Genomic DNA, 21721 nt, shown 5'->3' on the forward strand with positions numbered 1-21721 from the left:
GATGACGGCGTCGGTTCAGAGCTTCGTCATCCCCGACGAGCCGGACTTCGCGCGAATGCACCGCGACATCAGCGGCCGGCTGCGTAGCGCGATGGCCGACCACGGCGTCGACGCGATGATCCTGCTGATGAACGACAACGTCGTCTACGCCACCGGTGCGAGCTGGCCGGTGCTGGACGCCGGACTGTCCCACGTCGAACGCCCGGTCGCGATCGTGCTCGCCGACGACCCACACCCGCACCTGTATCTCCCGTTCCGCAGCGGCGCTGCGTCGGAAACCCAAGTGCCGCATGACCATCTGCACGATGCGCTGTACCTCGAACTGGACGAGGGCGTCGAGCAGTTCGTGCGGGTGATCGCCGACCTGATCCCGCCGGGCGCGAGCGTCGCCGTCGACGAAATGACCGGTGCAATGCGCCGCGCCGCTAATCGGATCTTCCCTGGGGGTCCGCCGTCGGAGGCCGCCGTCGTGATCGGGGCGTCCAATCTGGTCAAGACCCCGGACCAGATCTCGTGCCTGCGCACGGCCATGCGCATCACCGAGCGCGCGATGGTCGACGTCCAGGAACAGCTCGCACCGGGTGTCAAGCAGACCGACTTGTCGGCCAAGCTGGTGCGCCGGGTTTTCGAACTGGGCGCGACCGCCAACATGCTGGAGGCCATCTGGCAGGTGATGCCGCGCTCACGCGCGGAGGGTGTGTGGACCACGCACGGCGACCTCGCGCTGCCGCTGCTGACCAACGAGCGCGAACTGGCCAGGGGCGACGTGCTGTGGACCGACATCAGCATCAGCTACGCCGGCTACTGTTCGGACTTCGGCCGCACCTGGATCGTCGGCGACCAGCCATCGGATCGGCAGCAGGCCCAGTATCAGCAGTGGCAACACATTCTCGACGCGGTGCTCGACGTCACCAAAGCCGGTGCCACATCGGGTGATCTGGCTCGCGCGGCGATCGCCGCCAACGGTGGGACCAAGCCGTGGCTGCCGCACTTCTACCTCGGGCACGGCATCGGCTTGTATCCCGCCGAGGCGCCCATGATCGGCACCGATCTCGGTGAGGAGTTCGACGACAACTTCGTCTTCCCGGTCGGGATGACGCTGGTGCTGGAACCGGTGGTGTGGGAAGACGGCACCGGCGGCTACCGCAGTGAGGAGATCGTGGTCATTACCGAGGACGGCTATATCCCGATCACCGACTACCCGTATACGCCCTATGGGACGCGCTGACGACGATGCAGAGCGAAGCGATGCGGAGGAGTGGCGCCAATGGGGACTGACGTACTGCCCGACGACCGAGCACTTCGGTTCGGACGTCGGCGGCGGGCGCTGGAGCAGATGGAAGCCCACGACATCGACGTCCTGGTGCTGGGTCGCCAGGCCAACGTCCGTTACGTGACCGGTGCGCCGCAGTTGTGGATAGGCGGGACAAGACCTTTCGGCCCGGTGTGCGTGATGCTGCGGGGTAGCGGTGAGATCTTCCTGATGAGCACCGACGACGAAGGCGTGCCCGACGAGATCGGCCGCGACCGGCTCTATGGGCTGGCGTGGAACCCGATGACATTCATCGACGTGCTGAAGAACATCGACGGATCGTCGACCGCCAAGCGGGTCGGAACCGACGCCATCACACCGACTTTCGCAACGTTGTTGCCGATGGCGTTCCCGAACGCCGAGCTGGTCGACGGCGAACTGCCGATGCTCGCCGCGCGCCGGACCAAGACGCCCGATGAGCTGGCGGCCATGTCCGCCGCGGTGCGGGTGGCCGGGGCCGGGATCGCCGGAGGCGTCGCGGAGTTACGCGCCGGCCTGACCGAGCAGACGCTGACCGGCGCGGTGCTCGAGGCGATGGCCGCCGGCGGCGTGAGCACGCCTGCCACCCAGGACGCCGCGTGGGTGACGTCCCGCGAACACCCGTGGCAACGCGCGCACGGCGAGGTGCGCGACGGCGACCTGGTCGCGTTCAGCGCTGGGGCACTCGCCGACGGTTACGTCGCCGAGGTCGCCCGTACCTGGCCGGTGGGTGAGACGACGGATGCGATCTGTGCACTCTATGAACGATCGAATCACCTGTGGGACAAGCTGATTGCGGTCTGCCGGCCTCGCGCCCGGGCCGGTGATCTGCTGGCCGCCTACGAGGCCGCCGGTGAGCCGGCACCGCCGATGGCGGTCGCACACGGGCTCGGGCTCGGCTTCGACCCGCCGGTGATCTCCCGGCGACTCCCGGTCACCGCAGACGCCGAACGGCTGGATCCGGGAATGGTGTTGGCGTTGACGGCTTACGTGTGGCAGGAGGGCGTCGGCGGGGTGCTGCGCCGCGACAGTGTCGTCATCGCCGACGACGGGCCGCAGGTGTTGACCGCCAGCCCGCTATGGCAGTAGATCACCGAATCGCTGTGTCTCCCAGAGGTTCAGCGCATTTGTGAGCATCTGCAGCGGTGCCCGCACGCTCTCGTCGCCCTTGATCCGCGGGTCTTTACGGGTGAGTGTCCCCGCTTGGGCGCCGAAACGCTTGCCGATCAGCGCGGGGATGTCGAGTAGCCAGGCGACCGTCATGATCCCGACGTAGAGCATCACCTGTCTACGAAGCTCCGGCACCTGGAGAGTTGGCCCACCACAACGGCGTGCCTCGTCGATGAACAGGCCCAACAGCTCGTCGAGACGGTGGTCCCATAGATCGGTCTCGGCGCCTGACATCGCACCCCACAGCGCCATCGCGACGTTCATCTGGCCGGCGCAACCCCAGTCCATCAGACCACAGTGCAGTTGGCCGTAGCTATCGCGCCAGAACCAGGCGTTGTCGACGTTGGCGTTCCAGTGACACAGCGCAATGTAGTCGGGGTTGCGGGCGAGGTAGTCCCACACCGCCGTTTCCCGGTCCAACAACCGCGGCGCTTCATCACGTAGCCGCGAAAGGAATTGTGGTGAGCGGATATTGGCGGGCAGCAGGCCCGGGCTGGTCGCCGCGAAATCGGTGAGCTGATCGAGCCGGCGGGCAAGCTTGTCGGCGTCGATCGGCGCCCGCTCTCCCACCTGCGCGGCTTGCATGTCGACCGGGAATTGGTCACCGACCGGTATTTGGCCAGACCGGTGACCGCCCGCCAGCCGGCCCAGCGCGCACATCAGGGTGCGGTAATGCGCCACCGGCTCGGGCATCTCATAGTCGAGGCATTTGTGATACTGGCGCTCGATACCGTTGGCGCCAAATAAGATTCGCTCGGTGATCAGCAGCCCGGTGCCGGTGTCGCGGTGGTAGTCGGCGAACTGGGTGACCGGAACCCTGATCGGGAATCCCGGCTCGCGCGACAGCGACGCGAATAGTATCTCGGACTCCATCTGTGTTTTGCCGCGATCGCGGATGGGGCTGTCGAAGTCGCGAGAGAACTTCACGAAAAGATCGGTGAGCGCACCCGGCGCTGCGTACTCGACGCGTAACAGAGCCTTGCGGCCGGTGCTGCCGCCGGAGACCTCGGCGAATCGGGTGATCCGGGTGACCGAGTTGTCGATGCCGTAGGCACGAAATGCCTCGGTGAGAAACGCTGTGCCACCGGCACGTAACGCGTTCGGGTCGGCCGGCATCGACAGGCCGAGGTGATCGCCGACCACCCATCGATCTGTCGACATCACCAGGTCTGTTCGGCGGCTCGCACCAGCATGTGGTTGACCGCCACTCTGCGGTGACGGGTGACGATGTACAGCACGGCATCGGCGACGTCCTCGGACGCCAGCTTGACCATGCCGGCGGTCTGACGATCGAACGCTTCGCGCGATTCCGCGGACAGATGGTCGCTGATCTCGGTGTCGACGGTGCCGGGGCCGACCACCCCGACGCGGACCCGCTGGCCGATCAGCTCCTGGCGGATCCCCTCGCTGAAGGCATTCACCCCGAATTTGGTCAGCGAGTAGACGGCGGTGCCCGGGCGGGCCACCCAGCCGGCGGTGGAGCTGATCGTGACGATGTCGGCGACGCCGCGCGGTGAGTCCGCGGCGGCATGGATCAGGTGCGGGATCGCGGCCCGGGTCACGTACAGCACGCCCTGGATGTTGACTCGCACGAGGTCGTCCCAATCCTGCAGTGTCGCTTGGGAGGCCGGCGACATTCGGATCAGGCCCGCGTTGTTCACGACGGTGTCCAGCCGCCCCAGCTCTGTCACGCTGCGCTGCACAGCCGCGGTCACCTGGTCGGCGTCGGTGACGTCGGCGGGCACCGCCACGGCTCGGCCGCCGGCGGACTCGATCTCAGCCTTCAGCTGATCGAGCCGGTCGGCGCGGCGGGCCAGCAGTGCGACGGCCGCACCCTCGGCGGCCAGCGCCCGCGCCGTCGCGGCGCCGATGCCGCTGCTGGCGCCGGTGACCAGCGCCGCGGTGCCGGTCAGTTCAGGCATTACGCCGCTCCTCCGTCAGGATCACGTTACGAACATAGTCATCCTGCTCACCGAGATCCGGGGCGCCGCGAGCGATATCGGTGTCCGCGATCGACATCCGCCACGGCGCTGCCAGCACCGGTCGCTGTCCCTCGCGGTGATCGCTGACGAAGCGGTACAGATCGCGGTCCCAGAGCAGCGGGTCGCTGATGACGTCCAGCGCGGTGGCGCTCTTGGTCGCTGGTACGCCGGCGGCGCGAAGTTGGTGCGCCAGCTCGGTAGCGTCGTGGTCGCGGGTCAACTCGGCGAGTGCCACGTCGAGCGCATCGACGTGAACGAGGCGATCCGCGAGTGTGGCGAACCGCGGGTCTTCCGCCAGCACTGCGGTGTCGAGTGCTTGACACAGTTCGCGCCACTGCGCCTCGTCGGACACGGCGATGGCCACCCAGTCGCCACCGGTGCACGGGTAGCAGTTGTGCGGGGCCATGTTTGCGTGCCGGTTTCCGTCTGGCCGCAGTGGCGTTCCGGTGAGTTCCTGGGCGAGTAGGCAGTCGCCGATCATCGACGACAGCGTCTCCACCGCCGACAGGTCGACGAACTGCCCTTCGCCGATGAGGTCGCGATGAAGGAGCGCTGCCACAGTGGCGAACGCGGCGGCGGCGCCGACGGTGGAATCGCCGTAGCGCATGCTGGTGCCCAGCGGTGGTCCGCCAGGATAGCCCACCAGCGAGGCGACCCCGGCGAGCGCGGCGAAGCATGGGGCGTAGCCGGTCTGATAACCCATCGGCCCGTCGTTGCCCCACATCTTGATCGACACCGAGATGATGTCCTGCTTCAGCATTTTCAGCTGGTCGTAGCCCAGACCCATTCGTTCCATCGCGCCGGGCCGCAGATTGTTGATGACAACGTCGCTGTGTGAGATCAGCGCGCGTAGCCGGTCGATGTCCTGGGTCGACTTGAGGTCCAGCTCGACGCTGAGCACTTCGGGGTTGATGCTGAGGAAGAAGGGTGCGTGGTTGATGTCGGTGCCGCCGTAGGCGCGCATCTCGTCGGGATGGGTCGAGCTTTCCACCTTGATTACCTCGGCGCCGAGGAACGCCAGCAGCTTGCCCGCGTATGGCCCCGCCCAGACTTTGGTGAGTTCGACGACGCGTACTCCTTCCAGTGGTCCGCCGCGCCGCTTTCTCGGTGTTTTGAGTTGCGCCGACACCACTTTCGGAGGCCGATGCTCCCGGATGTCGTCGGTGTCCTGACCGAGGGCGGGTGCCGGGCTGGTAATCCGGGCCGGTGATCTGCTCAGTAGGTAGGGGACACCGGGATAGGCGGCGGTGCCCAGCACCGGATGCGTGATCTCATGGAAGAAGCCGCGGTGCCGGTACTGCGGTGAGGTCTTCAGGTCGGTTGCGCCGGTGACCGGCACCAGCGGAACACCAAGGCGCTGAGCCTCGTCGGAGACCGCGTCCTTGTTGAGATCGCGCACCCAATCCGCGAAGCCGCGCTGGAAACGGCTCACCTTCTTCGGCGTGACCGAGAACTCGAGCCAGTCGTCCTCGAAGTCGTCGAGCCAGTCCGGTTGACCCATCAGCTTTTTGAGACCGGCCCAATGGCTGCCGCTGGTCATGTACAGGTAGACGAAGCCGTCCGCGCAGGCGAAGAACGAGGCGGGGCCTTGCTGGTCATAATCGTCGCGGGTGTTCGCCGGCGAGATCTCGCCGGCGACGAACCGGCCCAGCACACAGTCGGCGCGCGAGGCCAGCACCGCGTGGGCGGACACGTCGATGAATTCGCCGGCGCCGGTGTGCAGCTTGCGAAACAACGACGACGCGACGCACAGCGCCGCATCCAGTCCTGCCTCGTAGTCGGCCAGAAATCGACCGGGCCCCTTCAGCGGCGGTCTGGCCGGATCGGCGTGGCTGGGCGTGTGAAAGCCCCAACCACTGCTGTGAAAGACGTTGAGGCTCTGCGCGTTCTGCAACTCCGGGGGCGCATCGATGCCGTATGGGGTAATCGAGCAGAACACCACGCCGGGGTGGCGACGGGCGAGGTCGCTCACCGATAGCTCGCCGATGACGGCGGCGGCCGTCGCAATGAGGCTGTCCAACTCGGCGATTACGACCGAACGCTTGTTGGTGTTCAGATACGCGAACACCGCGCTGCGCTCTGGGCCGTCGTCGCCGACGAGCGGGGCCATCGCCCGGGTGGGGCTGCCACCCGGGGGCTCGACCTTGATCACCTCGGCACCGAAGTCCGCGAGCAGTTTCCCGCAGTATTCTCCGGCAACGGATTCGGCTAACTCGACGACTCGGATGCCGGCCAGTGCCGACATGTCAGGGCTTGGCGCGACCCGAGCGGCTCAGCCGCCATTCGGGCGGGAAGTTCAGGTCGTTGTCTTTGACGACGTTGTTGAGACCCTGTTCGAAGGTGCCGCCGGTCAGGTCGACCTCTTCGGCGTCGTTCTTGATCATCGGCAGCATGCCCTCGACCATGCCGGTGAGCAGGCTTCCGAAGTACTCGCCCTTGTGTTGCTTGTACAACTCGAGGAAGGTCTTCTGCACCGCGACCGTGTCGGTCGGACGCGACCTCGAACACGCCAGCGCGTACTTCTCGGTCTCGGCCTCCAGCTTGTCGCGGGGCACCACGCTGTTGACGAAGCCACAGTCGTACATCTCTTTCGCGCTGAACGGCCTTCCGGTGAACAGCATTTCAGAGAATTTACGCAGACCCATCGTTTCCGCCCACCACCACAGCCGCGGGCCCCACCCGACGTAGCGGAATGCGGGATGACCGAACAGCGCGTCGTCGCTGGCGATCACCAGGTCCGCGTCGCCGGCCTGGTAGAAGTGCCAGCCGTAGCAGTACCCCTTGGCCTCGATGATGCTGATCTTGCGAAGCTCCTGCAGCGGGCGGTTTCCGGCGCGTGCCTTGGCGTAGAAGTCGGTGACGGTGGACAGGTAGCGGTACGAACCCCCAGGCGGGTATTTGACGTCGTCGTCGTTGATCGCCAGCTCGTGATGCAGTGGCAGGCCGGGGTTTTCGAGCATCGGGCGCTGCTCGGGCAGGTCGCCACCACTGCCGAAATCGTCGCCCTCGCCGCGGATCACGACGACCTTCACTTCGTCGTCGACGTTGCATTTGTGGATCAGGTCGGCGTAGTTCTGCCGCATGCCCAGGCTGGTGGCGTTCTGGGCGTCGGGACGGTCGAACGTGATGTAGGCGATGCGGTTTTTCTTGTCCTTCTCGAACCTGATGTACTGCTCGGCTTCCTTCTTCAGCTTTTCGTAGTCGAATTCGACCATGAGCCATCTCCAATGTTGGTTGTTGATTATTTGAGCAAGGTCGCCGGCATGGTCTCCCATCCCCGCACCGTCGAGGTCGGGCTGAGCTTGGCTCTGCTCAAGTCGACGTCCCACTCCGGGAAGCGCTTGAGGATCTCCTCGAGAGCGATGCGCCCCTCCAACCGTGCCAACGCCGAGCCCAGACAGAAGTGGGTGCCGACGCCGAACGCCAGGTGCTGGCGGGGCGGGCGGTGGATGTTGAATTCCTCGCTGTCCGAGCCGAATTGACGTGGGTCGCGGTTGGCGGCGCCGATCAGCATCATCATTACCGCGCCTTCGGGCACGGTCTGGTCGTGGAGGGTGATGTCGCGGGTCACGTAGCGCGCCGCATGCGGTGCCGGCGGCTCGAATCGCAGCAGTTCCTCCACGGCGTGCGGGATCAGCCCGGGGTTGTCGACCAGTTCGCGGCGCTGATCCGGGTGCTCGGCGAGAACCTTTCCGGCCCAACCGATCAGCCGCGTGGTGGTCTCGTTGCCGGCGCCCGCGACCACGTTGAGGTAGATCAGCAACTCGTCGCGCGTCAGCCGACGGGTGGTGCCAGTCTCGTCGGCAAACTCGACGTTGAGCAGCTCGGTCATGATGTCGTCGGAGGGATGCTCGGCTCGCCAGTCGATGTAGGCGGCGAAGATCTCGCCGGTAACCAGGCCTCCTTCGGCGTTCATCGGCTTGCCGGCTTCGGTGCGCATCTGCGCTCCTGTGTGGTCGCGGATGAACTCCTGGTCGTCCTCGGGGATTCCGAGCAACATGCTGATCACCTTCATCGGCATCTGCGCGCCCAGGTCGCCGACGAAGTCGATGTGGCCCGTCCCGATCAGGGGATCCAATGACTGGGCGCAGAAGTCGCGGATCTGGGTTTCCAGCGCAGCGATTTTGCGCGGGGTGAACATCCGGGAGAGCAGTTTGCGGTGGATGTCGTGGACCGGTGGGTCTTCCATGATGAGCAGGCCGGGGGGAATGTCGAGGTTGGCCTTGATCAGTTCGACGATGATGCCGCGCGCCGAACTGAACGTGCCGTGATCGACCAACGCCTTGTCGACGTCGGCGAAACGGCTCAGCGCGTAGAAGTCGTGCTCGGCGTTGTAATACAGCGGTGCCTCTTCGCGCAGCCGCGCGAACGTCGGGTAGGGGTCGGCGTTGACGACGACGTCGTATGGGTCGTAGTGCACGTCTTGGACGTTCGCGTCGGTGCTGATGGTCACGAGATCTTGCCTTCCGCCACAACTTCGTTAGGGCTTACTTGCGACCGCTCGACTCTATTACCGTAGAGAACTATACGGGCCGGATTCGGCGGGCTATTTCGCGCGCGATTCCAGCGCGGCGCCGTCGTGGGTGAGTTGCCCTTGCTGCTTGCTGTGCAAGATGCCGGCGACGATGGCCGACAGGACGGCGTCGAGTTGTTCGGGGCTGGTGATGATCCGGTCGCCATGGACGAAGCGCAGCATCAGGCCGTTGATGAAGGTCAGCGTGACGTTGCTGAGGTCGTCGACTACGGCGGGGTCGAGCTCGGCGCCGTGGGGCAACAACTGGACCACGATGTCGTGGTGCAGCTTGGTGAAGGCGTCCACCGCGCGCTGCAAGGTGGCGCCGATCGCGGGATCGCGGGTGGCCTGGATGGTCATTTCGTAGCGGGCCCGGGTGCGGCTCAACTGGGGTTCTTCGCCGCTCTGGATGACGACCTTGGCCAGCGCCGACGCCGACCCGTCGTCGACCGCGCCGCTATCGGCAACGGTCTGCAACGCCGCCAGGTCGAGTTCGACCATCCGCTCGGCAACGGCGTGCAGCAGCGCCGAACGGGTCCGGAAGTAGAACGACGTCGTGCCGTCGGGAACGCCGGCGCGGCCGTCGACCTTGAGGTGGCTCAGGCCCTTGGCGCCGTCGTCGGCGAGCAGTTGGATCGCCGCATCGCACAGTTCGCGGCGGCGTTGATCGGGGTTGGGCTTGCGTCTCTTAGGTATCCCGGCAGTGTAGCGGCCGCTTACCCGCGGTTTTGTTGTCAAAGCAGATCCCGGCGACGAGCTAGGTTTCGTTTCGACCAAGACTACTCTATATTCGTAGTGTCAGCCAATAAATGCGAATCGTCGAACGGACTCCCTGTGACCGCTCCCGCCAGCACGCTCAGCCACCCGCGTAGCCCGCTCGCGCGTCCGGTGGTGCCACTGCTCCGCGATGCCACCGATGAGCTCGGCAAATACCAATTTCAGGTGGTGGCCGACAACATCGCCGACGCGGTGCGTTCGATCGGCGGCCTGATCTTCGACCGGGCGATGGCGGGCTGGGAGGTCAGCGTGGTGGTCGACGGCGACTCCGGTACCGACGACCGTCCGCTCCGGATTCTCGGCGCCCGCGTTGCCAAACGGTTGTCCGATCCCAGCCACACGCTGTCGCGCCCGCACCTGCTCGCGGTCGCGACCGACGTCATGGTCAAAAGCGATGCCGTGCGCCGGCGGGTGCTCGCGATCGGCGACGACAACGAGACCGAGGTACTGCTCTGGGGCCGGCACCACCCGACGAACCTGGATCGCACGTTTGTTGCCGTCCGGCATCAGCCGAGCGCGGCCGCGCACGTGTTCAAAGCGCAGGCGCTGACCGCCGGCGGGGCGCCGCCGATGCAACGGGCCGACGAGGGCTTCTACTCGCTGGCCTGACCGTTATCCGGCTTGCCGGCCGTGACGAATTGCAGGTTGCGTTGGATCTGCTGGCCGATATCGACCAAGCCGGATCTGGCGAACAGGTCGACGAACACGTCACGGTCGAACAAGCGCAGTCCGATCGCCTTGGCGCTGGCCTTCGTCGCGTAGCGGACGGGCGGTATGCGACTCGCATAGCTGGTCAGGATCGCGACCCGGCCGCCGGGCCGTAGCACCCGCACCATTTCACGGGCGACTTGGAACGGCTCGGGCATGAGATAGAGCGCACCGAAACAGCAGACGGCGTCGAAGGTTTCGTCGCCGAACGGCAGCGTTCCGGCGTCCCCACGGACGTAACACGTGCGCGGCCCGCTGTTGTCCTGCACGGCACGGGTCAGCATCGGTACCGAGATGTCCAGGCCAACCGCGAGTCCGCCCGGCGGCAGCTTCTCGGCCAGCTTGCCGGTGAAATTGCCTGGGCCACAAGCGATGTCAAGCAACCGGGAGGCGTCCGACAGCTTCAGCGCGTCCGCGGCACGCCGCTGCTCGGTCCGGGTGGTGACGCCGCTGGCGACGTAGAACGCGACCGGGCGCCACAGCCGTTCGTACACCGTGGCGACCAGCGGGCTGTTCATCGCCTGCTGAGCCAGCGTGGGGGTCTCGCTGGCCACCGATTCGCCGAGCACGTCGAGGAAGCCGTGCCGCAGGCTTGCGTCGCGGTCGAGCAGGTCGCGGGTCGTCTGCAGCGGATCATCGGCGCGGGTCACGGCAGTGAGTCTGCCGGGGCGCGCGTCCTTGCTGCAACACGCCGAATGCCCCTAGCCTGGGCAGCATCCTTCAACGGCGACAGGGGCGGCATGGCGATCGAACTGACCGCGCTGCGCGCCGAGGAACTCGCCACCCTGGAGATCTTCAAAGGCTGCCCGCCCGAGGACTTGATGCCGCTGGCGGCCAGCCTGCAACCGCTGCAGGCCGCGGCGGGCCAGATCCTGATGCGACAGGGCGATCAGGCGGTGTCTTTCCTGCTCATCGCGTCGGGGACGGTCGAGATCAAACACATCGCCGACGATCACGCGGTGTCCGTCGAGCACGTCTGCGCCGGCACCATCGTCGGCGAGATCGCGCTGCTACGGCATCTTCCGCGCACGGCGACGGTGACCACCGCCGAACCGCTGGGCGGTTGGATCGGCGACAGCGACGCGTTCGCCCGGCTGGTACACATCCCCGGCATCATGACCCGTCTGGTGCGCACGGCCCGGCAGCGGTTGGCGGCATTTCTCACCCCGATCCCGGTGCGGATCCGCGACGGATCGGAGTTGCTGCTGCGTCCGGTGCTCCCCGGCGACAGTGCGCGAACGTTGCAGGGTCATGTCCGGTTTTCCAGCGAGACGTTGTACCGGCGGTTCATGTCGGCGCGGGTGCCCAGCCCGGCGCTGATGGACTACCTGGCCGAGGTCGACTACGTCGACCACTTCGTCTGGGTGATGACCGACCTGGACGGCAACCCGGTCGCCGACGCGCGGTTCGTCCGCGATCACGACGATCCCACGATGGCCGAGATCGCGTTCACCGTCGCCGATGCCTATCAGGGGCGCGGGATCGGTTCTTTTCTGATCGCGGCACTGTCGGTGGCCGCGCGAGTTGCCGGGGTGGAGAAGTTCTCCGGCCGGATGCTGGCCGACAACGTGGCGATGCGCACGATCATGGACCGCTATGGCGCGATCTGGGAGCGCGACGACGTCGGGGTGGTGACGACGCTCATCGATGTACCCGATGTCCGTCATCTTTCGTTGAGCCGCGGGATGGTCATGGAGATCAAACACGCTGCGCGTCAAGTTATTCGGGCCGTCGGCTAGCATGCGGATGTGGGCGCCGGCGGCAGTGTTGCTGCTGATCGCCGGATGTGGTCAGCCCGTCGAACGGGCGCCGACACCGTCGGCGAGCGCGACTTCGCGACATATCGATCCCGCCAACATCAGGCGCGTGCGACGTGACCTGCCGCCCGGTTACGAGGCGGCCCCGGTGGCGGATGTGCCTGCGCCGTCGGGTATTTGGGGCCTCGGCGGAACCGGCGTGGCGACCCCGGCGCGGTGCGCGCCGCTGGCCGACCCGGGTGGGGGTCATGGCCGACGCGCTCAAGGCATTTCGGGATCGGGCCCGGGTGGCACGCTACACGCCGTGGTGGTGGCGGGAGCAGTCGCGCTGGATCCGTCGCTGGTGGCCCAGTGCCGGCAGTGGGATATCGCCGGCCGGCGGGCCAGCGCACGCGTCCATCTGGTCGATGCGCCCCGCATCGACGGTGCCGACACGGTCGGGATGACGGCGGACATCCTCACCTCGGTCGAGGGCGGCAATGAAATCGCTTCGCGGGCAAGCAACTTCACCGCGTACCTAGGTGACTACTACGCATTCACCACGGTGGTCAGCGATCCCGGCTCGCCGAATGCGGCGCTGACGCCGCAGTTCGCCGCCGACTTGCTGGTGAAAACCGTGTCAGCCGTACGCGGCTAGGGGTGGTGGGTTAGATTGACCCCAATGATGCGGATTGCGGTTGCGATCGGGGGAGTCGGCCTGTTGGCGGCGTGCTCCCACGGTTCGTCGGAGGCGCCCCCTTCTGCGGATATCACCAAGATCTCGAAGGTGAAGTCCGACTTCGGGCCTGGCTACAAGGTGAAGGAAACGGCGAAAACCGGCATCGACCCGAAGGTGCTTCAGACGCACAAACTGCCGCCGGGTCTGACCTTCGACCCGCCCGACTGCGCGTCGTTCGTCATCGGTGAGGACATGCCGCCGGGGCTGCAGGGAAACATGGCGGCGGTGGCGGCCGAAGGTGACGGCGGACGCTTCATCGCGATGGCCGTGCAGACCTCGTCGCCGGTCCCCTTCCAAGAACCGCCGCGGAACTGCAAGAAGGTGGCCTTCCAGGGCGGCCGGGTGCGGGGACTGATCGAGGTCGTCGACACACCACAGATCGAGGGCACCCACACCCTAGGCGTGCACCGTGTCCTGCAGACGGTGGTGCAGGGCAAGCCGCGCAGCGGCGAGTTGTACAACTACTCCGCGCATTTCGGCGACTACCAGGTGATCGTCACCGCCAACCCGATGCTGGTGCAGGGTCAACCGCCGAAACCCGTCGACACCAAGCAGGCTCGCGACCTGCTCGTGAAATCGGTCGCCGCGATCAAGGACTGATCGCTACCGGACATCTCGCGGTCGGAACTGGATGCTGACCCGCGGGCCGGCGTGGGCCGACGTCTTCGGTACGGAATGCTCCCAGGTTCGCTGGCACGAGCCACCCATCACCAGCAGATCGCCGTGCGCCTGCGGCAGCCGCAACGACGAGCCGCCGCCGCGGGGCCGCAGCGCGAATGTGCGGGTGGCGCCGAGGCTGACGATCGCGACCATGGTGTCGTGCGCCCGGCTGCGGCCGATGGTGTCACCGTGCCAGGCGACGCTGTCGGATCCGTCGCGATACCAGCACAGGCCGATGGTGGTGAACGGCTCCCCGAGTTCGCCGGCGTAGATGTCGTTGAGCCGCCGCCGAATCCGGGCCAGCTGCGGATGTGGCGCCTCTTCGGTCGTGAGGTCGTGGAAGCTCACCAGGCGGGGGACATCCAGTACGCGGTCATACATCTGGCGGCGTTCGGCGCGCCACGGGATGGTCTCGAGCAATTCGCCGATCAACTCGTCGGCGTCGGTCAACCATCCCGAGCGGATGTCGATCCAGGCTCCACGGCCCAGTAATCGCCGGTCGTTGCACTCGAACAACGACTCCTGCATCTCGATCGCCACGGCCTCGATTCTATCGCACAGTTGTTCGAATTTACAGGAGTGCGGCCCCGGGCCCTTGTGCGCCAAGCGTGTCGCCGGGATTGAACAGCGCGCAGGCTTTCAGGCTCAGGCAGCCGCAGCCGATGCAGTCGGCGAGGTTATCGCGCAGGCGTTGCAGATGCAGGATTCGATCGTCGAGGTCGGAGCGCCAGCCCGCAGACAGTTTGGCCCAATCACGGCTGGTCGGAACGCGATCGGCGGGCAGGGTGGCCAGCGCATCCCGGACCCGGGCCAGTGGAATGCCGAGCCGCTGCGACATCTTGATGAATGCGACCCGGCGCAGCGTGTCACGGGTGTAGCGGCGTTGATTGCCCGACGTGCGGCTGCTCGAGATCAGCCCTTGCCGCTCGTAGAAGTGCAGGGCCGAGATCGCGACGCCCGCGCGGGCGGCGAGTTCACCGGGCGACAGTACGTGATCGGGCACACCTGAACAATACTTCAGGTCATGTAATGCGTTGCGCGACTGACGAGGTCACCGACACGCCCGGGACAGGACACCAAACGGTCACGATGCGGTCTCCGGCCTGCCGATGTCGCGCGGAACGTGTCACTGTCTGAAGTGTGACTCTTGATGTTGACGACGAGCTGGTGCTGTACACGGATAGCCGGCCCTACCGATGCGCGCGGGGGCACTGGCTGCTGCCTGGACACATGATCGTCGGCAGCCGGTCGTGCTCGTGTGGCCGGGGACGGCACACCACCTGGGAATGCGAGTGCGGCGACGTCACCTATTCGCCGAAGTTACGTGACTCGTGCGAGCTGGGTTCTGATCGTTGACGCGTTGGCGCGAAACAGAAGCTATGGCAGTGATTTACGCGGCGCCGCGACCATGGCTTCTGCTTCGCGGCGAAATTGGGTAACCGCGCCGGGCTAATGCTCGCGTGACTCGCTCAACGATCTCGCGCGGGCGGTCTTCTTTGACCACCCGGACGACGTGCCAGCCAAGGCGCTCCACCGTCTCCGCGCGCCGGATGTCCTTGACGTACTGGGTTCGGTCCAGGCGATGGTGGTTGCCGTCGTATTCGACGGCAACCATCGGCACTTCCCAGCCCATGTCGAGGTAGGCCACGAATTCGCCGTCAGTCACCCGGATCTGGGTGGTGGGCGGCGGGAGTCCAGCGCTGACCAGGACCAGCCGCAACCACGATTCTTTCGGTGACTCCGCGCCGGCGTCCATCATGTCGATCAACCGGCGGGCATGCTTGTTTCCCCGGGCCCTCGGATAGCGCTCGATGAGATTCACCATGTCCTGCCTCGTTATTCGTGTTGCGCGGGCGAGATCGTCGAGGTGTGCGACAGCGGTTGCTCCCACGAGGTGGCGTGCTAGATCGAATCCCGTTCGCGCCGGCGTGGCAACAGAGAGACCGCGAACCGACATGACTTCGTCCGGCGCGAATCGTTCGTCGCGCGCGATGATGCCGGGCGGGCAATGGCTGTTTCGCCAGAGCATTTCGACTGGCGAGGTCTCGCTGACCCATTTCGCGCCGTGTAGCGCTGCGGCCGCTCGTCCGGTAATCGTCGAGCGCTGCCCGGACCACAGCCAAGCACCGACGGTCATGGCCTCCAGCGATCGGTCGGCCGATCTCGGAATGTAGATATCCGGAAATATCGGCCGATAATTCCATCGCAGTTGTCCGCGGCTGAGCGCGCCGCCGGCGACCGCTTCACTGCCGACGATGGGTGGCTCCACGTGCGTGATGATGCCGAGCGGTCGAGCATTACGTCGTCAGACAGAAGCCAGGGCTGTGGATAGTCGAGAATCACGACCATAGCCTCAGTTTCGCGCCGAAAGTCAGCGCCAGCTGGGTAGCCAGATCTCCATGTTCCAGGTGTTCTGCGAAATCGGTTGACCGGTGAGTACCGGGAACAGCCAGGCGAAGTTCGTCAAAACCATTGCCACGTAACAGGACACCACGATGAGCCCGAGGCTGCGACGTTCCGCGCTTTTTCGTCCGGTTTCGGAGTAGAGAATGTCGCCGAGGATCAACGCGATCGCCATCGCCAGAAACGGCGCCATCGTCGCCGCGTAGAAGAAGTACATCTGCCGATCGATATCGGCGAACCACGGTAGCCAGCCCGCGCAGTAGCCGACCAGAACCGCGGCGTAGCGCCAGTCGCGTCGAACCAGCATCCGCCAGCAGGCGTAAAACAGCACCGGCACCGAGATCCACCACATCGCGGGTGTGCCAACCAACATCACCGCCTTGACGCACGATTGCGCGCCGCAGCCCGGGACGTTCTGCTGGTCGATCGCATAGAGCACGGGACGCAGCGACATCGGCCAGGCCCACGGCTTGGACTCCCACGGGTGGTAGTTGCCCGCCGCATTCGTCAGGCCGGCGTGGAAATGGTAGGCGTTGTAGGTGTAGTGCCACAGCGATCGAATCGCGTCGGGCAGAGGGAAATTCGACTTCGTCCCGATGGACTGGCCCACCTCGTGCCGGTCGATCGCCGTCTCGGACGCGAACCATGGCGCATAGCTGGCCAGGTAGACCCCGAACGGAACGACCAACAGCGCGTAGGCCGTTGGGAGCAGGTCGCGGCGCACGGTGCCCAGCCATGGTCGCAGCACCCGGTACTGCCGGCGGGCCGCGAGGTCGAACGCCAACGACATCACGCCGAAGAAGGCCACGAAGTACAGGCCGGACCACTTTGTCCCACAGGCCAATCCAAGTAGTACGCCAGCGCCGAAGCGCCACCACCGCACGCCGAGCCGCGGCCCCCACACCGTGTCGTCGATTCGGCCCTCGAGGTATGCGACGTGCATGCGCTCGCGCACCTGATCGCGGTCGACGATCAGTGCGCCGAAAGCCGCGAGCACCAGGAATGCCAGAAACCCGTCGAGCAGCGCCGTGCGCGCCACCACGAAGCTGACGCCGTCGGCGACGACGAGCAGACCCGCGATCGCGCCGACCAATGTCGAGCGGCTGATCCGCCGCACGATCCGCACCACCAGCGCCACCATGATCGTGCCGAGGATCGCGCCGGTGAATCGCCAGCCCAACCCGTTGTAGCCGAACAGCGCCTCACCGATCGCGATCAGCTGCTTGCCCACCGGCGGGTGCACGACGAGGCCATAGCCGGGGTTGTCCTCCACGCCGTGGTTGTGCAGCAGCTGCCACGCCTGCGGGGCGTAATGCTTCTCGTCGAAGATCGGCGTTCCGGCGTCGGTGGGCGAGCCGAGGTTCACCGTCCTGGTCAGCGCCGCCAGCGCGGTGACGACCCCGGTTACCACCCAGCCCTCGAGCCGGTCGACGGGCCCGAAATCGGGTGCCGGGGCGAGCGGCCCCGGGCTGATCACCGGAACAGCGTCCGCGTCGGCGACGAGTTCGTCGTCATCGGTGATCGTCATCGGGTCGATCGTAGGCTGTGCCCTATGTCCGAGGGTCGACTGCTGCTGGGCGCCACGCCGCTGGGCCAGCCGGCCGACGCCTCACCGCGCCTGATCGCGGCGCTGGCCACCGCCGACATCGTCGCCGCCGAGGACACCCGCCGGTTGCGGACGCTGGCCAAGGCGCTCGATGTGGCGATCGGCGGAACGGTCGTCAGCCTCTTCGATCACAACGAAGCCGCCCGGGTGCCCGCGCTGGTCGAGCAGATCGCCGCCGGCGCCACCACGCTGGTGGTCAGCGACGCGGGCATGCCGTTGATCAGCGACCCCGGTCACCGGTTGGTGGCTGCCTGTGTGGAGGCCGGCCTGCCGGTGCAGTGCCTGCCCGGCCCCTCGGCGGTGACGACCGCGCTGGCGGTGTCCGGGCTGCCGTCGGAGCGGTTCTGCTTCGAGGGGTTCGCCCCGCGCAAACAGGGTGCGCGCCGCGGCTGGCTGGCGTCGCTGGCGGCCGAGCAGCGTACGACCGTGTTCTTCGAGTCGCCGCGGCGCCTGCACGCGTGTCTACTCGACGCGGTGGCCGAACTCGGCGGGGATCGCCGCGCCGCTGTGTGCCGCGAGCTGACCAAGACCCACGAAGAAGTGGTCCGCGGGTCGCTGGACGAGCTGGCCGCGTGGGCGGCAGACGGGGTGCTCGGCGAGATCACCGTCGTGCTGGCCGGCGCGGTGCTGCAGGCCGACCTGCCGACGCTGGTGGCTCAGGTAAGCGCGTTGGTGGACGACGGGATGGGCGTCAAAGACGCGTGCGCGCAAGTGATTTCCGCGACGCTGGGCGCGCCGTCACGGCGTCAGCTCTACGACGCGGTGCTGCGGGCCCGAGGCTGAGCCGATGCCCGCGCCGATGATCGGGGCGGCCTTGTGCAGGCACTCCTCCCACTCGGCGTCGGCGTCGGAGTCGGCGGTGATCCCGCCGCCGGACCCCAGCACGGCATTGCCGACCGCGTCGAATTCGACGGTGCGAATCGCGACGTTCAATTCACAGCCCGCGACCGGCGAAGCCAAACCGACTGTGCCGCAATAGACTCCGCGTCTGAAATGCTCCCACTGCGAAATGAGCTCGCGGGCACGGAGTTTGGGTGTTCCGGTGACTGACGCCGGCGGGAAGGTGGCATCCAGCATCGCTGTGGTCGGCAGCTCGACCGGCACCTGCGCCGACACCGTCGACACCAGATGCCACACGCCCGGCGCCGGGCGCACCACGAGCAGTTCGGGCACCGTGACCGAGCCGGTGACCGCGACCCGGCCCAGGTCGTTGCGCACCAGGTCGACGATCATCACGTTCTCGGCGACGTCCTTGCTCGACGCGCGCAGCGCCGACGGGGGAGCGTACAGCGGAAGCGTGCCCTTGATCGGGCTGGACGTCACCAAATCGCCACGGCGACAGAGGAACAACTCCGGTGACAGCGAGGCGACCGCGCCCCAGTCGCCGGCGACGTAAGCCGCGCGGGCCGGCGCGGTGCGGGCGACGCCGTCAAGGAAGAAGTCCAACGGATCCCCGGCGATCGCGCCGCTGAATTGGGTGCACACGCAGGCCTGGTAGACCTCGCCGGCGCGGATGGCTTCCAGGCAGGCCAGCACGCCGGCGCGATGTGCGGCACGGTCGGCGGCATCCCAGTCGATCCGGTACGCGCGGGCCGGCGCAGGTGACGTCACGGCGTCGGTGAGCCAGCCGGGCATCGGTGCGCCGGACAGGCTCTCGTACCACCACCGCCGGTCGCGGTCGCAGCGCAGCACGCAGTCCGTCCAGCCGCCGGCGGCCTCGGGTACCCGGGCCGTCAGCCCGTCGGTAGCCGGATCCGGGTAGGACAGATAGCCGATCCAGCCCCCGCCGATCGTGGTGCTGTGTGAGCCGGGGCGCACGTCGAAGGCGTCGGTGGCGTCGATTGCGACGATCGGCACGCTCGGAGCGATCACGGCCGTCGCACCGAACCACTGACCGGTCAACGCGGCCGGCGGCGGCAGATCCAGCCGGTTTGTGGCATCGCCGATGGCGCGCAGCACCTCATGGGGGCTGCCCAGGTCGCCGAGTCGGTCGATTCGCACGCCCCTAGCTTGGCAGAAAATTCAGCCGCGGCTGATTTTGCGTGCGGTCGTGACCGCCACCAGCTTGTCGGGGTTGCGCATCGCGTAGAAATTGGTGATCTTGCCGTCGACGATCTCGACGGTGAACACACCCTCCAGCTCGTCGCGCGCGTAGAGCAGCACCGCGGGTGCGGCGTTGCACACCACCATCTCCACCCGGACGTCCGGCATCTGGATGCCGCGGCCGATCAGGCCGACGATCGCCCGGGCGACCTTGTCGGCTCCGACCACCGGACGACGGGCGGCGCTGGCCTTGCCGCCGCTGTCGGCGGTCCACACCACATCCGGCGCCAGCATCGACATCACCGTCGCGACGTCACCGCCGGCCGCGGCCGCCATGAACTCGGCGGCGATGCGGGTGTTCTGCTCGGGGTCGGCCGGGACGAAGCGCTTGCGCCTGGCCTGCACATGCTCGCGGGCCCGGTGCGCGATCTGTCGCACCGCCGGCACCGATTTGCTTACCGCCGAAGCGATTTCGTCGTACTCGAAGCCGAACACTTCCCGCAGCACGAACACCGCGCGCTCGTCGGGACCGAGGGTTTCCAGCAGTACCAGCATCGCCATCGAAACCGATTCCGCCAGAAGGACATCGGCCGAAGGATCCTGCTCGTCGAGCAGCAATGGCTCGGGTAGCCAAGGCCCCACGTAGTCCTCCCGGCGCCGGGCACCCGCCCGCAGCGTGTTGAGCGCCTGACGGGTGACCAGCCGGGCCAGATATGACTTGGTGTCGTGCACGCCGCTGAGATCGACCTCCGCCCAGCGCAGGTAGCTGTCCTGCAGCACATCGTCGGATTCGGTTGTCGAACCGAGGATTTCGTAGGCGATGGTGAACAGCAGCGGCCGCAGCAGCATGAACCGTTCGGCGTGTTCGTCGGAGGCGGTCACGACACTGGGACCGCCTCGGCGGCCAGCCGCTCCGCCCGCTTGCCGCCCTTGAGCCAGCGGTACCAGCCGGGCTTGGCGGCTTCCTTGCGGATGCCCCACACCGTGCCCTTGCAGATCGCCTCTTTGATGGACGCCGCGACCCGGCCGCCGACGAACAGGTTCACCGGGGTGTCGTCGGGTCGGGCCAGCTGGACGGTGGCGTACTTGCGGCCGAGGCTGATGCACTGTCCGGTGAAGGCCTGGTTCACCGCCGCGGCCGGCGTACCGGCGATGCGGCTGAGCACCGTGTTCGCGGCCTGCGCGCCCAACGGGATGGCGGCCTGGCAGCTCATCCGCAACGGCTGGCCGGACGGCGCGGCGGCGTCACCGGCCGCCACGATGCGGGGATCGTCCACGCAGGTCAGTGTCTCATCGGTGAGCAACCGGCCCGCGGCGTCGGTGGGCAGGCCGCTTCGTGCGGCCAGCTCCGGTATCCCGAAGCCCGCGGTCCACACCGTCACCGCACTCGGCAATGCCGAGCCGTCGTCGAGCAGCACGGCGTCAGCACGGACCTCGCTGACCGCGGCGGTCTCCAGCACGGTCACCCCCAGGCGGCGCAGCCATTTGGCCACCGAACGGCGGCCGGCCCGGCTCAGCGACGGGCCCAGCAGGCCGCCGCAGACCAGGTTCACCCGACGGCCCTGATCGGCCAGCTCGGACGCCGTTTCGATGCCGGTCAACCCGGCGCCGACTACGGTGACCGGCGTGTCGGGGTGCAATGCGTCGAGCGCGTCGCGCAGCCGCTCGGCCTGCTCGAATTCGGCTATCGGATAGGCGAATTCGCGTGCACCGGGCACCGCGGCCGGGACCGCGCCGGTGCTGCCGACGGCGTAGATCAAGTAGTCGTACTCGAGCACCGCGCCGGACGTCAGCTCGACGGTTCCGTCATTGATCCGCTCGGCGTTGTCGACCACCAACCGGACGCCCTCGCCGAGCAGCGTCCCGTAGTCGACGGTGGCGCTGCCACTGCCGGCGACCATCTGATGCAGGCGGATTCGCTGGACGAACGTCGGCCGGGGGTTCACGACTGTGATGTCGACGTCGGCGTTGAGCCGCAGGTGGTTGGCGGCCAGCGTGCCGGCGTAGCCACCGCCGATCACGACGACGTGAGTGCGCTTGGCGGTCATTCGTATCTCCTGTCTCGAGGTATGTACTGCCCTCAAGACACCGCC

Annotated in this window: 22 protein-coding genes; 8 read left to right on the forward strand and 14 right to left on the reverse strand. The window is 66.9% G+C overall.

Annotated features, from left to right (window positions below; genetic code table 11):
• Position 1: 1 nt before the first annotated feature.
• A complete protein-coding gene (locus tag A5658_RS19040) occupies positions 2–1228 on the forward strand; it encodes a Xaa-Pro peptidase family protein (protein ID WP_067338845.1) in 1227 nt (408 codons plus the stop codon).
• Positions 1229–1267: 39 nt separating this feature from the next.
• Positions 1268–2380 carry a Xaa-Pro peptidase family protein gene (locus tag A5658_RS19045; protein WP_067338849.1) on the forward strand — a complete coding sequence of 371 codons (1113 nt, stop codon included), beginning with the start codon at positions 1268–1270 and terminating at the stop codon, positions 2378–2380.
• Here the strand turns inward: A5658_RS19045 and A5658_RS19050 are convergent.
• The 6 genes from A5658_RS19050 to A5658_RS19075 form a co-directional block, all read right to left on the reverse strand.
• Positions 2369–3622, reverse strand: coding sequence for a hypothetical protein (locus A5658_RS19050; protein WP_067338991.1), 1254 nt, complete (start codon positions 3620–3622; stop codon positions 2369–2371). The two genes, A5658_RS19045 and A5658_RS19050, sit on opposite strands and share 12 nt — an antisense overlap.
• Complete coding sequence (locus A5658_RS19055; RefSeq protein ID WP_067338852.1) at positions 3622–4383, reverse strand: SDR family NAD(P)-dependent oxidoreductase; 762 nt, start codon at positions 4381–4383, stop codon at positions 3622–3624. Before A5658_RS19055 ends, A5658_RS19050 begins: the two co-directional genes overlap by 1 nt.
• Entirely contained in the window at positions 4376–6688 is a 2313-nt protein-coding gene (locus A5658_RS19060) for a CaiB/BaiF CoA-transferase family protein (RefSeq protein WP_067338855.1), read from the reverse strand. The genes A5658_RS19055 and A5658_RS19060 overlap by 8 nt, the downstream gene beginning before the upstream one ends.
• A 1-nt stretch (position 6689) precedes the next feature.
• Complete coding sequence (locus tag A5658_RS19065) at positions 6690–7658, reverse strand: enoyl-CoA hydratase/isomerase family protein (RefSeq protein ID WP_067338858.1); 969 nt, start codon at positions 7656–7658, stop codon at positions 6690–6692.
• Positions 7659–7684: 26 nt separating this feature from the next.
• Positions 7685–8896 carry a cytochrome P450 gene (locus tag A5658_RS19070; protein WP_067338861.1) on the reverse strand — a complete coding sequence of 404 codons (1212 nt, stop codon included), beginning with the start codon at positions 8894–8896 and terminating at the stop codon, positions 7685–7687.
• Positions 8897–8989: 93 nt separating this feature from the next.
• Entirely contained in the window at positions 8990–9652 is a 663-nt protein-coding gene (locus tag A5658_RS19075) for a TetR/AcrR family transcriptional regulator (RefSeq protein WP_067338994.1), read from the reverse strand.
• A gap of 138 nt (positions 9653–9790) precedes the next feature.
• Here A5658_RS19075 and A5658_RS19080 point away from each other — a divergent pair, with 138 nt between their 5' ends.
• On the forward strand, positions 9791–10342 hold the full coding sequence (locus A5658_RS19080) for a hypothetical protein (protein WP_082993294.1): 552 nt from the start codon (positions 9791–9793) through the stop codon (positions 10340–10342).
• Here the strand turns inward: A5658_RS19080 and A5658_RS19085 are convergent.
• Entirely contained in the window at positions 10327–11091 is a 765-nt protein-coding gene (locus A5658_RS19085; RefSeq protein WP_067338864.1) for a methyltransferase domain-containing protein, read from the reverse strand. The genes A5658_RS19080 and A5658_RS19085 overlap by 16 nt on opposite strands.
• Positions 11092–11181: 90 nt before the next feature.
• On the opposite strand from A5658_RS19085, the gene A5658_RS19090 reads away from it, so the two are divergent.
• The 3 genes from A5658_RS19090 to A5658_RS19100 are packed head-to-tail and all read left to right on the forward strand — an operon-like array spanning position 11182 to position 13516.
• Positions 11182–12180, forward strand: a complete 999-nt coding sequence (locus A5658_RS19090; RefSeq protein WP_067338867.1) for a GNAT family N-acetyltransferase — start codon at positions 11182–11184, stop codon at positions 12178–12180.
• A gap of 1 nt (position 12181) precedes the next feature.
• Positions 12182–12835, forward strand: a complete 654-nt coding sequence (locus A5658_RS19095) for a DUF5642 family protein (RefSeq protein WP_067338870.1) — start codon at positions 12182–12184, stop codon at positions 12833–12835.
• 24 nt (positions 12836–12859) lie between these two features.
• Complete coding sequence (locus A5658_RS19100) at positions 12860–13516, forward strand: DUF5642 family protein (RefSeq protein ID WP_067338873.1); 657 nt, start codon at positions 12860–12862, stop codon at positions 13514–13516.
• Between the two features lie 3 nt (positions 13517–13519).
• On the opposite strand, the gene A5658_RS19105 is transcribed toward A5658_RS19100, so the two are convergent.
• Positions 13520–14104, reverse strand: a complete 585-nt coding sequence (locus A5658_RS19105) for an alpha-ketoglutarate-dependent dioxygenase AlkB (RefSeq protein ID WP_369830548.1) — start codon at positions 14102–14104, stop codon at positions 13520–13522.
• A gap of 43 nt (positions 14105–14147) precedes the next feature.
• The gene (gene soxR / locus A5658_RS19110; RefSeq protein ID WP_067338876.1) at positions 14148–14579 is read right to left on the reverse strand and encodes a redox-sensitive transcriptional activator SoxR; all 432 of its coding nucleotides are present in this window, start codon (positions 14577–14579) and stop codon (positions 14148–14150) included.
• A 137-nt stretch (positions 14580–14716) separates the two neighbouring features.
• Between soxR and A5658_RS28925 the strand changes: the two genes are divergently transcribed.
• Positions 14717–14932, forward strand: a complete 216-nt coding sequence (locus A5658_RS28925) for a hypothetical protein (protein ID WP_231997376.1) — start codon at positions 14717–14719, stop codon at positions 14930–14932.
• A gap of 34 nt (positions 14933–14966) precedes the next feature.
• Here the strand turns inward: A5658_RS28925 and A5658_RS19115 are convergent, their stop codons facing one another.
• Both A5658_RS19115 and A5658_RS19120 read right to left on the reverse strand, forming a co-directional pair.
• Entirely contained in the window at positions 14967–15845 is an 879-nt protein-coding gene (locus A5658_RS19115; protein ID WP_067338879.1) for a hypothetical protein, read from the reverse strand.
• Positions 15846–15947: 102 nt separating this feature from the next.
• Positions 15948–17507: a dolichyl-phosphate-mannose--protein mannosyltransferase gene (locus A5658_RS19120; protein ID WP_067338882.1), complete on the reverse strand. Its 1560-nt coding sequence runs from the start codon at positions 17505–17507 to the stop codon at positions 15948–15950.
• 24 nt (positions 17508–17531) lie between these two features.
• On the opposite strand from A5658_RS19120, the gene rsmI reads away from it, so the two are divergent.
• Positions 17532–18368 carry a 16S rRNA (cytidine(1402)-2'-O)-methyltransferase gene (gene rsmI / locus A5658_RS19125; protein ID WP_067338885.1) on the forward strand — a complete coding sequence of 279 codons (837 nt, stop codon included), beginning with the start codon at positions 17532–17534 and terminating at the stop codon, positions 18366–18368.
• Here the strand turns inward: rsmI and A5658_RS19130 are convergent.
• The 3 genes from A5658_RS19130 to A5658_RS19140 are packed head-to-tail and all read right to left on the reverse strand — an operon-like array spanning position 18324 to position 21676.
• Positions 18324–19586, reverse strand: coding sequence for an aminodeoxychorismate synthase component I (locus A5658_RS19130; protein WP_067338889.1), 1263 nt, complete (start codon positions 19584–19586; stop codon positions 18324–18326). The genes rsmI and A5658_RS19130 overlap by 45 nt on opposite strands.
• A 21-nt stretch (positions 19587–19607) precedes the next feature.
• Positions 19608–20510, reverse strand: coding sequence for an RNA polymerase sigma-70 factor (locus tag A5658_RS19135; protein WP_082993295.1), 903 nt, complete (start codon positions 20508–20510; stop codon positions 19608–19610).
• A complete protein-coding gene (locus A5658_RS19140; protein WP_067338892.1) occupies positions 20507–21676 on the reverse strand; it encodes an NAD(P)/FAD-dependent oxidoreductase in 1170 nt (389 codons plus the stop codon). The genes A5658_RS19135 and A5658_RS19140 overlap by 4 nt, the downstream gene beginning before the upstream one ends.
• Positions 21677–21721 lie beyond the last annotated feature (45 nt).

Origin of the sequence: Mycobacterium sp. 1245111.1, assembly GCF_001673405.1 — a bacterium.
In the GTDB taxonomy this organism is placed as follows: domain Bacteria; phylum Actinomycetota; class Actinomycetes; order Mycobacteriales; family Mycobacteriaceae; genus Mycobacterium.

Excerpts from the sequence above, each read along its gene's own strand:
- A5658_RS19040 (WP_067338845.1), top strand. The coding sequence starts at position 2 with ATGACGGCGTCGGTTCAGAGCTTCGTCATCCCCGACGAGCCGGACTTC.
- A5658_RS19045 (WP_067338849.1), top strand. The coding sequence starts at position 1,268 with ATGGGGACTGACGTACTGCCCGACGACCGAGCACTTCGGTTCGGACGT.
- A5658_RS19050 (WP_067338991.1), bottom strand. The coding sequence starts at position 3,622 with ATGTCGACAGATCGATGGGTGGTCGGCGATCACCTCGGCCTGTCGATG.
- A5658_RS19055 (WP_067338852.1), bottom strand. The coding sequence starts at position 4,383 with ATGCCTGAACTGACCGGCACCGCGGCGCTGGTCACCGGCGCCAGCAGC.
- A5658_RS19060 (WP_067338855.1), bottom strand. The coding sequence starts at position 6,688 with ATGTCGGCACTGGCCGGCATCCGAGTCGTCGAGTTAGCCGAATCCGTT.
- A5658_RS19065 (WP_067338858.1), bottom strand. The coding sequence starts at position 7,658 with ATGGTCGAATTCGACTACGAAAAGCTGAAGAAGGAAGCCGAGCAGTAC.
- A5658_RS19090 (WP_067338867.1), top strand. The coding sequence starts at position 11,182 with ATGGCGATCGAACTGACCGCGCTGCGCGCCGAGGAACTCGCCACCCTG.
- A5658_RS19095 (WP_067338870.1), top strand. The coding sequence starts at position 12,182 with ATGCGGATGTGGGCGCCGGCGGCAGTGTTGCTGCTGATCGCCGGATGT.
- A5658_RS19100 (WP_067338873.1), top strand. The coding sequence starts at position 12,860 with ATGATGCGGATTGCGGTTGCGATCGGGGGAGTCGGCCTGTTGGCGGCG.
- A5658_RS19105 (WP_369830548.1), bottom strand. The coding sequence starts at position 14,104 with ATGCAGGAGTCGTTGTTCGAGTGCAACGACCGGCGATTACTGGGCCGT.
- A5658_RS19120 (WP_067338882.1), bottom strand. The coding sequence starts at position 17,507 with ATGACGATCACCGATGACGACGAACTCGTCGCCGACGCGGACGCTGTT.
- rsmI (WP_067338885.1), top strand. The coding sequence starts at position 17,532 with ATGTCCGAGGGTCGACTGCTGCTGGGCGCCACGCCGCTGGGCCAGCCG.
- A5658_RS19140 (WP_067338892.1), bottom strand. The coding sequence starts at position 21,676 with ATGACCGCCAAGCGCACTCACGTCGTCGTGATCGGCGGTGGCTACGCC.